Below are 15,226 nucleotides of genomic sequence, written 5' to 3'. Positions count from 1 at the left end.
GGATCTCAATAACTCGTAAACTCGGTTTAATGGTTATAAAGCGATCATCAGCTACTCACTACCGTTTGCGGGTGGCATGCTGATGATGTTTCCATTGATTTAGTCTATTGGAACAACCTTTGGATGATGAATCGTTAATTTATGGGCCGTAAGATCATAAATATCACCATCACACATCACATGAACAGTCATATTATTAATGGAAACGGGTTGCCCCATATCCACATCGGTAAGGTTCGTATCGGCCATATTTCTACCATCTACGAGGATGACCATTCCGGAACCAATCGCTTCCATAATGTTGCCGTTCGAAATGTATAAACCGGTATCTTCTCCAAGTCCGATCCCAAGTATTCCCGGGTTACTGGCTGTAGCGTATAAAAGTCGTCCTATCCTTCCGCGCTGAACAAAATGGGTATCTACAATCACCCCATCAATAAAGCCCAATCCGCCAGTAATCTTCACTTCGCCTTTCAGCAATGCGTCTTTACTACTGCCCTGATAGATCATGTTCTTAGAACTCGCCGCAGCTCCGGCAGAAGTCCCGGCAATCACCACTGGTTCATCCTGATATTTATCTAAAAGGATTTGATGAATAGCAGTCCCGCCAAATATGGAAGACAAACGCAATTGGTCTCCGCCAGTAAAGATGATCACATCTGCCGCTTTTACACGGGCGCAATTTTCTTCTGAATTTGCCTGTTCACGACTGTTGATGTTTAAAACACCCACGTCCTGAACATCCAGCTGTGCGAAGGCCTTGATATATTCTTCTCCAACCCTTTCCGGAACCAGGGATGCGGTAGTAATGATCTCAAAACGAGATGTAGTCCCCTTTAATGATTCCGTCGTAATTTTCTTTAAAATACCTCTTTCAAAAAAGTTCATATTCTGGGGCAATCCGAAAGTTGTCTCTGTGAAACTTCCCGTATTAATCGCACCACCTATAATTATTAGTTTACCCTTTGGAGTCATTTTAAATCTTTACATTTCCAATAATTCCAAATATATATGCATTAGCCTAATATTAAGGAATTATTTATCAATAATACACCCTTATTAACATTTTTTTGAAGAGTTAGAATCCCTGCAATTTCCTGTCTAAAATATATTGCTAACATTTAACGGGCCAATAGTGGAACTTTCGAAAAATATTTATACTTTAATCTCTCCATTGACCTTATAAGATTAGCGGCTAACAATTCCCATAATATGGTCACTACCAACACAAAATAACCAATCTAGAATGAAAATATTAGGCATACAGGTGCTACGCGGACCAAATATATGGTCTATAAACAGAAAAAAATTAATTCAAATGCGCCTTGACCTGGAGGAGATGGAGCAAAATCCAACCAATGTGATTGATGGTTTTGCAGAAAGGATTGAAAAATTAATACCTAGTCTATATACACACCGTTGCTCTAAAGGTGCACCTGGAGGATTCCTGATGAGGATCCAGGAAGGCACATGGATGGGACATGTTATCGAGCATATCGCCCTGGAAATTCAAACCCTGGCCGGAATGGATACAGGTTTTGGCAGAACCCGTCAGACTAAAACAGAAGGCATTTACAATGTTGTATTTAGTTACCTCGAAGAAAAAGCAGGCCTCTATGCCGCGGAAGCATCCGTAAGGATCGCAGAAGCGCTGATTAACGGAACAGATTACGACCTGGAGCACGATATTCACCGCATGCGCGAGCTGAGAGAATTGGAACGACTTGGGCCAAGTACAGGTTCCATTGTGGATGAAGCCATCTCCAGACAGATTCCATGGATCAGGTTAAATAAAAGCTCACTGGTACAATTGGGATACGGAAAAAATCAAGTTCGTTTCCGTGCAACCATGACTGAGAAGACAAATTCTATAGCAGTGGATATTGCCTGTAATAAAGATGAAACCAAAAGGCTGTTGCAGGATTCTGCCATCCCGGTAGCGAAAGGCGTAACCATTTCAGATCCCAACGATCTTGCTGATGCCATCAGGAAAGTAGGATATCCACTGGTATTTAAACCCCTTGATGGAAACCATGGCAAAGGAGCTACCATCAATGTAAAAACTGATGATGCAGCAAAGGAAGCCTTTGAATATGCGCAAAATTATTCACGGAAAGTGATCATTGAGCGTTTCATTACGGGGTATGATTTCAGAATCCTGGTGATCGATCATAAAATGGTTGCTGCAGCGCTTCGCGTTCCTGCACATGTAACCGGAAATGGACAATTGACCATCCAGGAGCTCATCGACAAGGAAAACACAGATCCAAGAAGAGGTTACGGTCATGAAAATGTATTAACAGAAATCACCGTCGACCGCGACACACTGGACCTTCTGGCAAAAAAAGAATATACACTGGAAACCGTACCTTCACAAGGAGAGATTGTCTACCTGAAGTCTACCGCAAATTTAAGCACTGGCGGAACCTCTATCGATGTAACCGACCTTGTACACCCTCAGAACGTATTTATCAGTGAACGCATCTCCAGAGTAATTGGATTAGACATCTGTGGCATTGACATCATGGCAGAGAACCTGACTCAACCATTAACAGAAAATGGAGGAGTGGTATTGGAAGTAAATGCAGCTCCGGGTTTCAGAATGCACCTTGCTCCAAGTGAAGGCCTGCCAAGAAATGTGGCTGCCCCGGTAATCGACATGCTTTATCCCCCTGGAAAATCTGCGATCATCCCGATTATCGCCGTGACCGGAACCAATGGAAAAACGACTACAACAAGGTTAATCGCCCATATTGTTAAAAGCAATGGAACCAGAGTTGGCTTTACTACATCAGATGGCATCTATGTACAGAACACCATGCTGATGAAAGGTGATACCACAGGCCCTGTTAGTTCTGAATTTATCCTTAGAGACCCAACTGTAGAATTCGCTGTGCTGGAAACGGCAAGAGGCGGCATCCTTAGAGCCGGATTAGGCTTCAACAGATGTGATATCGGTGTAATTACCAATATTCAGGCAGATCACTTAGGCATCTCTGACATCCATACCCTTGACGACCTTGCCAGGGTAAAAGGAGTAGTAATTGGCGCCGTAAAAAGAAGTGGCTGGGGTGTCTTAAACGCAGATAACAAATACTGTATTAAAATCGCAGCTACAGCCGATTGTAATGTTGCCTACTTCAGTATGGATGAAAATAATCCTGTGATTGTAGAGCATTGCAAAAAAGGAGGAATAGCAGCGATCTATGAAAATGGTTATATCACCATCAAAAAAGGCGACTGGAAAATCAGGGTAGAAAAGGTAACACATGTTCCTTTAACCTTTGGTGGCAGTGTTGACTTTATGATTCAGAATGTGCTGGCAGCAACGCTTGCAACCTTTCTTTGGGGATATAAGATTGAAGACATCCGCATGTCACTGGAAACATTTATCCCTTCCGCAGCACAAACGCCAGGCAGGATGAATACCTTTAAATTCAAAGAATTCCAGATCATGGTTGACTTTGCACATAACCCGGATGGATATAGTGGCATTAAAGCTTATTTAAAAACCATTGAAGCAACAGAACATGTTGGCGTAATATCAGCTACCGGCGACAGAAGAGATTCAGATATTATAGAGACCGCAAAAATTGCTGCTCAGATGTTTGACAAGATCATTATCTGTCAGGAGAAATACTTACGTGGCAGAAACCAACAAGAATTAATTGATTTACAGATTGGAGCTATTCGCGAGATGAAGCCTGATATGGATATCATCATCAACAATAGTGGAGAAGATTGTCTTAAATACATTATTGCGACTGCACGCTCAGGCTCATTTATTACTATTTTGAGTGATACTATTGATGGGGCAATCGTTAAAGTATCCGACTACCTGGATAAAGAATTCGGAATGTAATTTTCTGTTAAAAAAGAAGGCATTACTATTCAAAGGCTGGAACCTTTGCCCTGAAGGGGGCAAAATTCCTGGGCCTTTTCTTAGAACGCCTTCTTTTTTTGAGAAATTAAGGGCTGACAGCAAAAAGTCAAACCAATTGCAGGTTTTAGCTTTCCAAAAGCATCCAATAAAGCAGCAAAGTAAATCACAAGAACGTGATGATTTCGTTAGCAAAAACAAAAAATTCCGCACATTTATACGTCATAAAAGAACAGTACAGATGTGCAGAATTTCAAAAAAGAGGAGTTTCTTTGAAGACATTCGAAGGTTTGCCCTTCAGCAAAGATTCGAATGTCTTCAAAGAAACTCCTCTTTTTTAAGGTCTTATATTTTACTAAATTTCAGATAACCGAGGTTAATTTCATCTTTCGGTTGCCCTTCACTTAGCTCAATTTTTAAATCATATTGAAGCTTAAGCTCTTCAGAAAGGACATCAACAATTTCAAAAGCATCATCTATATCTACCCCATATTTATCGTCTATATGAGAGGTTGCGCCTACAAATCCTGTATGCTTATAGAATGCCGTTTGTTTTGCCTGTTGAATGGCTGAAGCTTTATCCGGAGCAACAATCAGCATTTTATAATGTGGTTCATCAAATTCATCAGGTTTATACCCTCCAAGGTTCATAAAAAACAAGCTGTTAGTTTGATTGGGGGTAGTCCCTTTGGGTACCACCTGTATCTGATAACCATCTACTTCAGTTACTTCCCTCCAGGCATCCACATGGATTTTCTCGCCGGCCTCCGGCCAGAAATCAAGGATTTCCTGTTTTAAATCTTTTAGTGAATCTGCGATAGAGAAAAACATATCGTGCTGCTCTATACGCCTTGGCGGCGGAGTGCAGCCAAGCATCAACATAAATAATTTGGGCGATTGCATGAAATTAGGTGTTTAGTCTTTGTTAATGATTAGCTTTTATTTCTTCGATCAGTTGTTTACAGCGCTCTTCGATTTGTAAAAATACCGGTTCGAAAAGTCGCTCATCAAAATAAGGATCAGCAACCTCAAGATCATCCGGTAGAAACAAAGCAACTTTATCACGATGCTCCTGATCTTTAGCCAGCTTGAGTACGTCCTTTAAATTATTCTGATCCATAACCAGAATCCGGTCAAACTGATTAAAATGCGCGCTGTTGAAATGTCTTGCCCGTTGTTTAGAGATATCATAGCCAAATCGTTGGGCAACAGAAATACTTCTTTTGTCGGCAGGCTCATTCACATGCCAGTCTCCTGTGCCGGCGGAAGCGATTTCCCAGCCTAGCTCTTGTTCGTCGACTAAATGACGCATGATGCCCTCCGCTAAAGGAGAACGGCAGATATTGCCCAAACAAACCATCAAAATTTTCATTTGTATTAGCTATAAATGTCGTTAAGAATATTTGCAAGACATATTCCGCCTTTTAACAATTGGTTATTCAGGAGCTCGATAAAGTCATAATTGTACTTATAACTAAGCTTTTCTTCAGGTTTCGTATTTGCATAGATTTTATTGCAAGCTTCGTAAGAACCATACACGAAATCTTTTAAGGAACTGCTTTTCCATGCAGTCAGCTGATCTTCAGAAGGGTGATTAATAGCAGAAGCATACTCTGTATAGCTTAATTGCTGATAATCAATCAGGCCTTCGTCCCAAACCTTATGGAGGTTAGATTTTGCTCCGAACCAGGTCACATATACTTTATTTCCTCCCAGGTCTTCCTTGCGCGCAGTATGCATTGGCTGGTTTAAATCGCCCACCAGGTGGACAAGCATACGCATGGCCAGTCTTTTCTGATCTGCTGTGCTTTGCGGATTTTTTAGGACCGATACCATTTCAGGGATCTTGTTATAAACATTTGGACCATGCTCGGCATCTAAGAAATTAAAAACACCTTGTTTATCCAGCTCCCCCGGAAGGTTTACAAAATGCCAGTTATACAAATAGTTGTAAGCAGTATCAGATTTGATGAAATCGCCCCAATTGCTGGCCATAGCAAGGCTTTCAGTTCCTAATACGCCTTGTACACCTCTAAGTGCTCTCTTTGTCAGGTGAGATTCGGCAACCTGTCCAACGATTCTGTGGCCAAGCATTCCCCATGCGCTGACATTAAGAGGAAGATATGCCATTACTATAAGAGTTAGGGCAACTTTTAATGATTTATTAATTGATTTCATTTTCACAGGAATATATTTTATATGAATTTATAACGCTTTAGGCTTACAAATAACCTTCTCTTTCAGCACCAGATTGCACTCTCTTTGGTCACTTGCACTTTGAAGGAACAGCTTATTGGGCTCAAAGGACTTGATATAAAAGCTTTTGATATATCTCCCAATCTGGTAACAACCGGAAATCTTTTGTTTATAATTGGCTTTGGTATAAGTCCCTTCCAGAATCAGGCTGTCATTACGGACCTCATAGACTCCTTTCGCATATTCTTTCCAAACGCCATTATTAAAACAAGAATCAGGATAGTAGTTTACCTTGGAATGCGTGGTTAAGTCTACATAGAATGAATCACAGGTAAACTTAAATTTATGCTGGGTATAACTCAGCAATTTCCCAGCACTCGGGATACTATCCTGACTCCAAACACCCTGTAAAAAAGCCTCACCTTTCCCTTGTACATTAGGCAATCTGCTGCAGGATGCGAACAGGCCTGAAATGAGCAAAAGGGAACATATCAATCTCCACATATTAGGGTATTTTTATTTATTATTTTAAACTTCCGACCATATCTTCCGGACGAACCCATTCATCAAACTGCTCACCGGTAAGCAAACCAAGCTCGATAGCTGCAGCACGTAATGTTTTGTTTTCTTTATGTGCTTTTTTAGCAATTTTCGCCGCATTTTCATACCCCACGTGAGGATTCAGAGCGGTCACGAGCATTAGAGAATTCTCTAAATGTTTTTTAATTTCAGGAAGATTAGGTAAGATTCCTTCTGCACATTTATCATTAAATGACACACAAGCATCCCCAATCAGACGGCCAGACTGTAATACGTTAGCAGCAATCACCGGTTTGAAAACATTCAGTTCAAAATGTCCGTTACTTCCACCAATTCCTACGGTAACATCATTTCCCATCACCTGAGCACAAACCATGGTCAATGCTTCCGGTTGTGTCGGGTTAACCTTACCCGGCATAATAGAAGATCCCGGCTCATTATCAGGAATGATGATTTCACCAATCCCACAACGGGGTCCTGAGCTTAACATTCTGATATCATTGGCCACTTTCATCAGAGAAACTGCAGTACGTTTATACGCCGCAGACAATTCCACCATCGCATCATGTGCAGCCAATGCCTCAAATTTATTCGGAGCAGTTACGAAAGGAAGTCCGGTTAGCTCAGCTATTTTTTTAGCGACCAGAACATCGTATCCTTTCGGTGTATTTAGTCCTGTGCCGACAGCTGTACCGCCAAGGGCCAGCTCGCTGATCATGACCAATGCATTTTTGATCGCTCTGATACTATTGTCGATTTGTTGAACATATCCTGAGAACTCCTGTCCTAAAGTCAGGGGCGTTGCATCCATGAAGTGGGTACGTCCTGTTTTTACGATGGAGCTGAATTCTGCGACCTTCTTATCCAAAGTATTGCGCAGTTTTTCTAATCCAGGGATGGTAATTTCAACAGCTTGTTTGTAAGCTGCAATATGCATTGCGGTAGGGTAAGTATCATTGGATGACTGAGATTTGTTGACATCATCATTGGGATGCAACACCTTTTTTTCATCTGCAAGATTACCTCCATTTAAAACATGTGCACGATAAGCAATTACTTCATTCGCGTTCATGTTACTTTGTGTTCCCGAACCGGTCTGCCAGATCACCAAAGGAAATTGTTCGTCCAAAGCACCGGCAATAACCTCATCACAGGCTTTTGCAATTAAATCCGCTTTTTCTGAAGTCAATACTCCTAACTCTGTATTTGCTAAAGCAGCAGCTTTCTTAAGGTAACCAAAAGCATGTATAATCTCCTTTGGCATAGATGCCTCAGGCCCTATTTTAAAATTATTTCGTGAACGTTCAGTCTGAGCCCCCCAATATTTATCGGCAGGTACCTGCACTTCACCCATGGTATCGTGTTCGGTTCTAAAATTCATAGTGTTAAATATTTTATTTCGCAAATTTAGGCTTTTTATACTTTTAAAAGCGCCATTATTGTCAGATGTTTAATACAGTTCAAAAAAAGAGAAAAAACCGCCGGAGCGCCTTAGTTTGAGTTTTTTATCCATCCATAAAAACGGATCTACAGCATTACATGAGCTAAAAAAACAAAACATTCTGAAAACAAAGCTCCTAATCAACAATGTTTAAAACTCTTTTGCGTTTAAAGCCTTAATATTCCTTATTTTTCGGGCGTTTAAAAGTATTTTATTATTCATGAATTATCGTAATATTTTAGCCGTGGCTTCAATGGCCACTTTTTTGTTTTTTGCCTGCTCCAATTCGAAGAAAAATGCAGCCCACACCACACCAAGTAAGGAACGTACAGCAGAGGACGACAAAGCCGACAGTCTCCTACTCGTTTACAATCCTGCCAAAGGAGATAAATTCATTGCTGATTTTGTGGAAAACCTACATAAGAAATATGGATTTAACGGGAACATGCTGGTGGCAAAAGATGGCAAAATTCTTTATGAAAGAGCAATCGGATGGGCAGATTACCTGCACCGCGATAGTCTGAAGATAAATTCAGAATTTGAACTTGCTTCTGTAACCAAAACCTTCACCGGAACCGCAATTATGCAACTGGTAGAACAAGGGAAATTGCACTTAACAGATGATGTAAAGAAATTCTACCCGAACTTCCCTTATGAAGGCATCAACATTAAATTGCTGCTGACCCATCGTAGCGGAATGATGAACTATGTTTATTTTTCGGATGGAATATGGAAAGATAAGAAAAAACCGATGAGCAATAATGATGTGATGAACCTCATTGCGGAGCATAAGCCCAACCGTTATGCAAAGCCTGACACTCGCTTTCATTACAACAATTCCAATTATATGGTATTGGCTGCCATCATTGAAAAGATAACGGGTAAACCTTATGCTGATTATATGATGGAGAACATCTTCAAACCATCAGGTATGAAGCATACCCATGTATACTCTACTACAGTTTATCCTAAGATCCCTGTTGACGTGGTCGGGCATGACCGCACCTGGAGATATTCAGTCGTTCAAAATTTCCTGGATGGCCCTGTTGGTGACAAAGGAATTTACAGTACATTACATGACCTGGTTTTATATGATAAAGCTTTGAAAAATGGCCGTCTCCTGAAAAAAGAAAGTCTGGATTCTGCATACAAAGGACACAACAAACCTATTAACGGTCATTTTAATTACGGTTATGGGTGGAGAATGTTTGATGGAGAAAATGGCAGAAAAGTCGTTTATCATACTGGTTGGTGGCATGGATTCAGACATATCTATGTACGTGATTTTCAAAAGAACATCGTTGTTATATTTCTAGGGAATTTAACCAATGGAAGCCTGATGCACTTAGATGATTTGTATAAGCACCTGGGGATGCCGATTATTAGAAAAGGTGCTTATTCTGGCTCAGGATCACTTCCGGGAAGTGATGAAGATTAAACCTATTTAAGATATTTTATCGAAAGCAATACCTCTGCTTCTTCTGGCGAGGTATGTTTTCAATAAGCTGTTTTCCGGGAGCTCCAGCTTTGGATCTCCCTCAAGAATATTGATGACCGTTGTTCTTGCCTCCTGTAAGATCAGCTGATCCGTAGCCAGATCAGCAAGCTTCAGTTCCAATACCCCACTTTGTTGTGTTCCTGTAATATCTCCAGGCCCTCGTAGCTGCAAGTCTATTTCAGAGATTTCAAAGCCATTATTTGTTTTCACCATGGTATCCAGTCTCAGCCGGCCATCTGCACTTAGCTTATTCCCAGACATCAGGATGCAATACGATTGCTCAGCTCCCCGGCCTACCCGTCCTCTTAGCTGATGTAGCTGAGACAGGCCAAAACGCTCTGCATTTTCAATAATCATGATGGAAGCATTGGGTACGTTCACTCCTACTTCAATCACCGTGGTGGCCACCATAATCTGACTTTTCCCTTCGATGAAACGCTGCATTTCAAACTGTTTATCCGCATTGCTCATCTTTCCATGCACAATGCTAATCTGATAATCGGGTCTCGGGAACTGATAACTCATTTGCTCTACTCCCGCCTCCAGGTGCAGCAGATCCAGTTTCTCACTCTCCTTGATTAAAGGATATACGACATATACCTGCCGTCCCTTAGCAATCTCTTCCTTCATGAATCCAAACATCCGCAGTCGTTGTCCTTCATATAGATGTCTGGTTTCAATGGGTTTTCTTCCAACCGGCAACTCATCAATCACAGAGACATCCAGATCCCCGTACAAAGTCATTGCCAAAGTTCTTGGGATCGGAGTTGCAGTCATCACCAGAATATGGGGAGGAACGACATTCTTCCGCCAAAGTTTAGCCCGCTGTTCTACGCCAAAGCGATGTTGTTCATCAATGACTACTAAAGCAAGATTTTTGAATACCACCTTATCTTCAATCAAAGCATGTGTACCGACCAGGATATCGATCGCTCCAGCCTCCAACTCTTCATGAAGCCTGGTTCGCTGTTTTTTAGTCGTACTTCCTGTCAGAATCGCGACTTTGGCCAAGCGTCCATCTAACAGTGAAGCTATTGATTCATAATGCTGTCTGGCGAGAATTTCAGTAGGCGCCATCATACAAGCCTGATAGCCATTATCAATAGCAAGCAACATGCTCATTAATGCAACTACAGTTTTACCACTCCCCACATCTCCCTGTACCAGTCTATTCATTTGAATTCCCCGTTGGGTATCCATTCTGATTTCCTTAATTACGCGCTTCTGAGCACCAGTGAGCTCAAAGGGAAGTATTTCCTTATAAAAAGTATTTACAGCTTCTCCAACGGCATTAAACTGATGCCCCTTGAACTTCCATTCTCTGATCTGTTTGTTATGCAACAACTGAAGCTGAATAAAGAACAACTCTTCAAATTTCAATCTCCGCTCGGCTCCTTTTAACGCTTTTACATCCCTTGGGAAATGAATACTCAAAAGTGCTTCCTTCTTAGTGACCATCTGGTATTTATCCAGTATATAGGCCGGTATACTTTCTTTTACTTCCGGAAGTAGTTGTTCGATTACCAGGGTTTGTAATTTCTGAATCCCCTTACTGTCAAGAAAGAACTTCTTTAGCTTTTCCGTAGAATTATAGACCGGCTGCAGCCTAAGATTTCCAGTGATCGTGGCTGGTCTTGGATAGCTTTCCAGTTCAGGATGAGAGATACTGAAAGAGCCATTGAAGGCTGTCGGTTTCCCAAAGACGATATACACCTTTCCACGGGAAACATTTTCATCTACCCACTTTAAGCTTTGAAACCAAACGAGCTCAATAGATCCCGTTTCATCTGTGAGGCGGGCAACAATTCTCTTTTTATGTTTTTCTCCGATCTGCTCTTTTCCTGTGATCCGTCCAAGTATCTGAACATAGGGAAGGTCGGTATCCAATTCATTAATTTTATAAAACCTCGTCCTGTCAATATACCGGAAAGGAAAGTAATTCAACAGGTCATCATAGGTATAAATGCGCAACTCTTTTTGTAAAAGTTCAGCGCGTTTAGGCCCTACGCCTTTAAGATATTCGATCGTGGTATCTAAAGTAGCAGCAAACAAGGCTTTAAATGTTTTTTTTCTTAAATGTAAGTATATCTTTTAGTATACTCCAATTAAAGACGATTACAGAGATCAGCAACAACAGGTATGCGAGTAGCTTATTGGAATCCACATGTTCATTGAAGTACAGGATGGCGACTGTAAAAGCGATAATAGGGTTGGTATAAATGATAATCCCCAACGTTGAGGAGGGAATACCAATCAATGCATATAAACTTAAAAACAACGGAATGATGGTAAATAATACAGCAACTACGATAATATTACCCCAAAACCAGGAGCTTGAAGGAACGTCACCATGCTGAAAGAAATAAAAAGGCAACATCAGTAAAACAGCCAGACCGATCTGAACGGCCAATACATTCAGCTTATCAAGGTGTTGCATTTTGCGTTGTATGATCAGATAGAAAGCATATAAAGAAGCAATCACCACAGACCACATTACCTCCACAAAAGAACCTGTAGCCAGTAGAATGATACTAAGCAATGCAATGGCCAGAGAAATTAGCTTTAACCTCGACAAGTGTTCTTTAAGTAGGACAAACCCTCCAAAAGCAGTAATTAAGGGACAAACCATATAGGCAAAAGCTGCCGACTGCAAACTGACATTATTTACTGCATAGATATAGGTATACCAGTTTGAGGTTAATAAAACAGTAGAGGCCAGGAGTTGCAGGCCTACTACACGCTTCTCTTTTCTGCCCAAACCGGACAGATAATCAAGATCTTTTTTGATTTGCTTTTTTCTGAATACCAGGATTGCTATCCACAGAAAGACCATGGAGGTAAAGATCCGGTAATAAAGAATTTCCTGAGAAGGAAAGGATTTGAGGTTTCTCAGCGGTATAGAGAAAAATCCCCAAATGGCAAATGACAAGACTCCTGCAAAGAAGTACCTCAAATTTGATTTCCCCAAAACTTAGCCCTTACACGCTATGATAGAGATTTCAACATTCACTCCTTTTGGCAATCCTTTAACGGCAACGGTTTCGCGTGCAGGAAAATTACTGCTGCTTTCGAAATAGGAGCCATAAACCTCATTCACTTCTGTAAACAATTCCATATCCGTTAGAAAGATAGTGGTCTTTACAATATCATTAAAATTATAGGAAGCCTCTAACAATACCGCTTTAATATTTCTCATTACCTGGTGAGTTTCCTCAGAGATAGAAGATTGAGTAAGTTCTCCTGTTTGTGGATTAATCGCAATCTGGCCTGATAAGAATAAGAAACCATTCGCTTTTACTGCCTGACTGTAAGGACCAATTGGCGCCGGGGCATTGTTGGTGTTAAATATCTGCTTCATCTTTATGTTTTTTATTTCGTCTTAAGTTCAGGGATTGCGGTTGTTCCCGGATATATTTATTTCAGAAAAAGCCAGTCAATTATTTTCCAAAGGATCCCAGCCAAAAAAACTGTAATCGCGATGGCATTGATCACATGCATGATTTTCAAATTGATATTACTGGGCCTGTTTGGGTCTTTTTTTCTGAATAGATACATACCATCACAAATGTAGGAATAAAAAAAAGAGGGCTTCAAATTGAAGCCCTCTTTTTTAATATTTACTTAGAAATAATTAGTTTCTAGCAGATTCAACACGACGGTTTTGGATACGACCTTCTTCAGTATCGTTTGAAGCGATTGGATTAGCTTCACCATGACCTTTAGTTACAACTTGACTAGCGTTAACACCAGAGTTAACTAAGTAAGTTTTAACAGAGTTAGCTCTGTCTTTAGATAATTTCACATTGTATGCAGCAGTACCTTCGCTTGAAGCATAACCGTTTACAGTTACTTTACCACCGTTTTCACGCAATACTGAAGATAATTTATCTAAAGTAGGGTAAGACTCAGTTTTTAAAACTGAACTGTTGAATTCAAACTGGATAGTTTCGAAACCAGTTACATTGCTAGCGTTTGGGGCTACAACAGTCTCTACTTTAGGTAGAGGACATCCTGAACCGTCAACTGCTGTTCCTGCAGGAGTACCTGGACATTTATCGAATTGATCAGCAACACCGTCACCATCAGAATCTTTTTTCAAAGCTTCAACAGATTGTTCAACGTTAGATACACGAGTTTTCAAAGCTTCAACTTCTTGACGTAATGAAGGATCTTTCAATTCATCATACATTAAAGCAAGTGGGTTAACCCAGTCAAGGTTTGGTTTAGATTTAGAACCTAGAGAGAACTCAAGACCAGCATATCCGTAAGAGAATTTATCTTTAGTAGTTGCTTTAGCATATACTCCGTCAAAATTGTCTCCATCGATGAAGTGCATAGTGTAACCTAAGTTAAATGACACACGGTCAGATACTTTAAATTTAACACCAGCTCCAACAGGGATATAAGCTTCTTTTACGAAATCTTTATCTCCTTTTTCACCCCATTTACCTTTTTGATCAACACCGTTAACTTTAGGATTGTAAGCTACTAAACCGTAACCAGCAGTTACGAAGAAGTTTACAGAGTTTTCGCGACGTAAAAAGTCAACTGTTGCTACGTTAACAACACCTCTTAAATCTACTGCATACTGCATTTCAGTTTCAAATTCTTTGATTCCGTTAACAGCACCACCTGGCATATCTTTGTTAGTTCCAGAAACTTTTCCACGGAAAATGTTACCTTCTAAACCGAATGCATGACCTAGTTGTTTTCTCAATGAAATACCATAACCTAAGTTTACATCGAAGTTACTGAAATCATTTGATCCACCGATAGCAACAAATGGAGATAAAACACCACCGTTAACACCGATTGACCATGATCTGTACTGTGCTCTTCCACCAAATACCTTGGCTGAAGAAGAAGTCGCTGGAGCATCTTGTGCACTAGCAAGAGTCGTTGCTCCCATTAATGCTACGAAAGAGACTGCAAGACCCTTTTTTAAAGTAGAATAATTCATAATTTTCTTTTTTAAGGTTAAACAAATTTTAATTGTATAATTTTTTTGTGTAGCAAAATTAAACAAATTTTTAAATTCTCACAATAGCTACACAAACTCCGTTCCAAACTTAAAAAGTGTCACTAATTACCTAACTATGGCGCTTATTCAGGTCAATATTATCTAGCAGGAGAATATACAATGCAGATTTCACATTGGCTTTAAAACAACCAAAACCCACTGAAAACCAATACGATAACAAATAATATTATTGATTACAATTCCTTAACATAAAAACACTATACTTGTGGTGTAAATTATACACTAGTCATTTTCAATCAGGATAATCCGTCATGCCATGTCACCATTTGACAGGAATTGTCCTATTCCTTCAGACAAAAAAGTCCTTTTTAAAAGACAATTATAGACTGCTGCCAGCTCAGAGGAATCAACATCTTCACTTCTTTAAATATCAGCTATGGCAATTTCGAAAATGATACTACAACCATTTCAGACATCGGCTTCCCATCTTAACTCCCAGGAATACATCCATATTAAATAAAGTGGCCCATAAGATTTCTATAAATTTTAGGACGACTAACATGCCGAAAAATTTATTCCTGAAGAATTTGGGGAAGAAGTTTTCAACTATACCAAAAGAATTAACATAGTCGCTCCGAAGATAACCTATCGTGTCTGGCGTCCATTGTTTATTCAAAACGGCAGAAGTGG

13 protein-coding genes are annotated in these 15,226 nt (G+C 40.2%); 2 read left to right on the top strand and 11 right to left on the bottom strand.

Annotated features, from left to right (window positions below; genetic code table 11):
* Window positions 1–99 precede the first annotated feature (99 nt).
* Entirely contained in the window at window positions 100–975 is an 876-nt protein-coding gene (locus tag BUC20_RS14895; RefSeq protein WP_073231905.1) for a cyanophycinase, read from the bottom strand.
* Window positions 976–1,246: 271 nt separating this feature from the next.
* On the opposite strand from BUC20_RS14895, the gene cphA reads away from it, so the two are divergent.
* Window positions 1,247–3,862 carry a cyanophycin synthetase gene (gene cphA, locus BUC20_RS14890; RefSeq protein WP_073231904.1) on the top strand — a complete coding sequence of 872 codons (2,616 nt, stop codon included), beginning with the start codon at window positions 1,247–1,249 and terminating at the stop codon, window positions 3,860–3,862.
* A gap of 363 nt (window positions 3,863–4,225) precedes the next feature.
* Here cphA and BUC20_RS14880 read toward each other — a convergent pair whose 3' ends face one another.
* The 5 genes from BUC20_RS14880 to fumC all read right to left on the bottom strand — a co-directional run bounded on the left by BUC20_RS14880 (window position 4,226) and on the right by fumC (window position 7,997).
* Window positions 4,226–4,783, bottom strand: coding sequence for a DUF1543 domain-containing protein (locus BUC20_RS14880; RefSeq protein WP_073231902.1), 558 nt, complete (start codon window positions 4,781–4,783; stop codon window positions 4,226–4,228).
* Between the two features lie 22 nt (window positions 4,784–4,805).
* Window positions 4,806–5,252: a low molecular weight protein-tyrosine-phosphatase gene (locus BUC20_RS14875; protein WP_073231901.1), complete on the bottom strand. Its 447-nt coding sequence runs from the start codon at window positions 5,250–5,252 to the stop codon at window positions 4,806–4,808.
* Between the two features lie 5 nt (window positions 5,253–5,257).
* Window positions 5,258–6,010: a S1/P1 nuclease gene (locus BUC20_RS14870; protein ID WP_084528930.1), complete on the bottom strand. Its 753-nt coding sequence runs from the start codon at window positions 6,008–6,010 to the stop codon at window positions 5,258–5,260.
* A 75-nt stretch (window positions 6,011–6,085) separates the two neighbouring features.
* Window positions 6,086–6,580: a fumarate hydratase gene (locus BUC20_RS14865; RefSeq protein WP_073231899.1), complete on the bottom strand. Its 495-nt coding sequence runs from the start codon at window positions 6,578–6,580 to the stop codon at window positions 6,086–6,088.
* Window positions 6,581–6,599: 19 nt separating this feature from the next.
* A complete protein-coding gene (gene fumC, locus BUC20_RS14860) occupies window positions 6,600–7,997 on the bottom strand; it encodes a class II fumarate hydratase (protein WP_073231898.1) in 1,398 nt (465 codons plus the stop codon).
* Window positions 7,998–8,277: 280 nt separating this feature from the next.
* On the opposite strand from fumC, the gene BUC20_RS14855 reads away from it, so the two are divergent.
* Window positions 8,278–9,495, top strand: a complete 1,218-nt coding sequence (locus tag BUC20_RS14855; protein WP_200800964.1) for a serine hydrolase domain-containing protein — start codon at window positions 8,278–8,280, stop codon at window positions 9,493–9,495.
* A 6-nt stretch (window positions 9,496–9,501) separates the two neighbouring features.
* Here BUC20_RS14855 and recG read toward each other — a convergent pair whose 3' ends face one another.
* The 5 genes from recG to BUC20_RS14835 all read right to left on the bottom strand — a co-directional run bounded on the left by recG (window position 9,502) and on the right by BUC20_RS14835 (window position 14,515).
* A complete protein-coding gene (gene recG / locus BUC20_RS14850; protein ID WP_073231897.1) occupies window positions 9,502–11,607 on the bottom strand; it encodes an ATP-dependent DNA helicase RecG in 2,106 nt (701 codons plus the stop codon).
* A 4-nt stretch (window positions 11,608–11,611) separates the two neighbouring features.
* The gene (locus tag BUC20_RS14845) at window positions 11,612–12,508 is read right to left on the bottom strand and encodes an EamA family transporter (protein WP_234994521.1); all 897 of its coding nucleotides are present in this window, start codon (window positions 12,506–12,508) and stop codon (window positions 11,612–11,614) included.
* Window positions 12,509–12,526: 18 nt separating this feature from the next.
* The gene (locus BUC20_RS14840; protein ID WP_073231895.1) at window positions 12,527–12,913 is read right to left on the bottom strand and encodes a RidA family protein; all 387 of its coding nucleotides are present in this window, start codon (window positions 12,911–12,913) and stop codon (window positions 12,527–12,529) included.
* Window positions 12,914–12,969: 56 nt separating this feature from the next.
* A complete protein-coding gene (locus tag BUC20_RS34395; protein ID WP_317042787.1) occupies window positions 12,970–13,110 on the bottom strand; it encodes a DUF6728 family protein in 141 nt (46 codons plus the stop codon).
* 76 nt (window positions 13,111–13,186) lie between these two features.
* A complete protein-coding gene (locus BUC20_RS14835) occupies window positions 13,187–14,515 on the bottom strand; it encodes an OmpA family protein (protein WP_073232673.1) in 1,329 nt (442 codons plus the stop codon).
* Between the last annotated feature and the right edge of the window lie 711 nt (window positions 14,516–15,226).

Source organism: Pedobacter caeni, assembly GCF_900129215.1.
Classification (GTDB): Bacteria; Bacteroidota; Bacteroidia; order Sphingobacteriales; family Sphingobacteriaceae; genus Pedobacter; species Pedobacter caeni.
The sequence above is the reverse complement of the archived record's forward strand: the minus strand, read 5'-3'. Positions and strand labels throughout refer to the sequence as shown.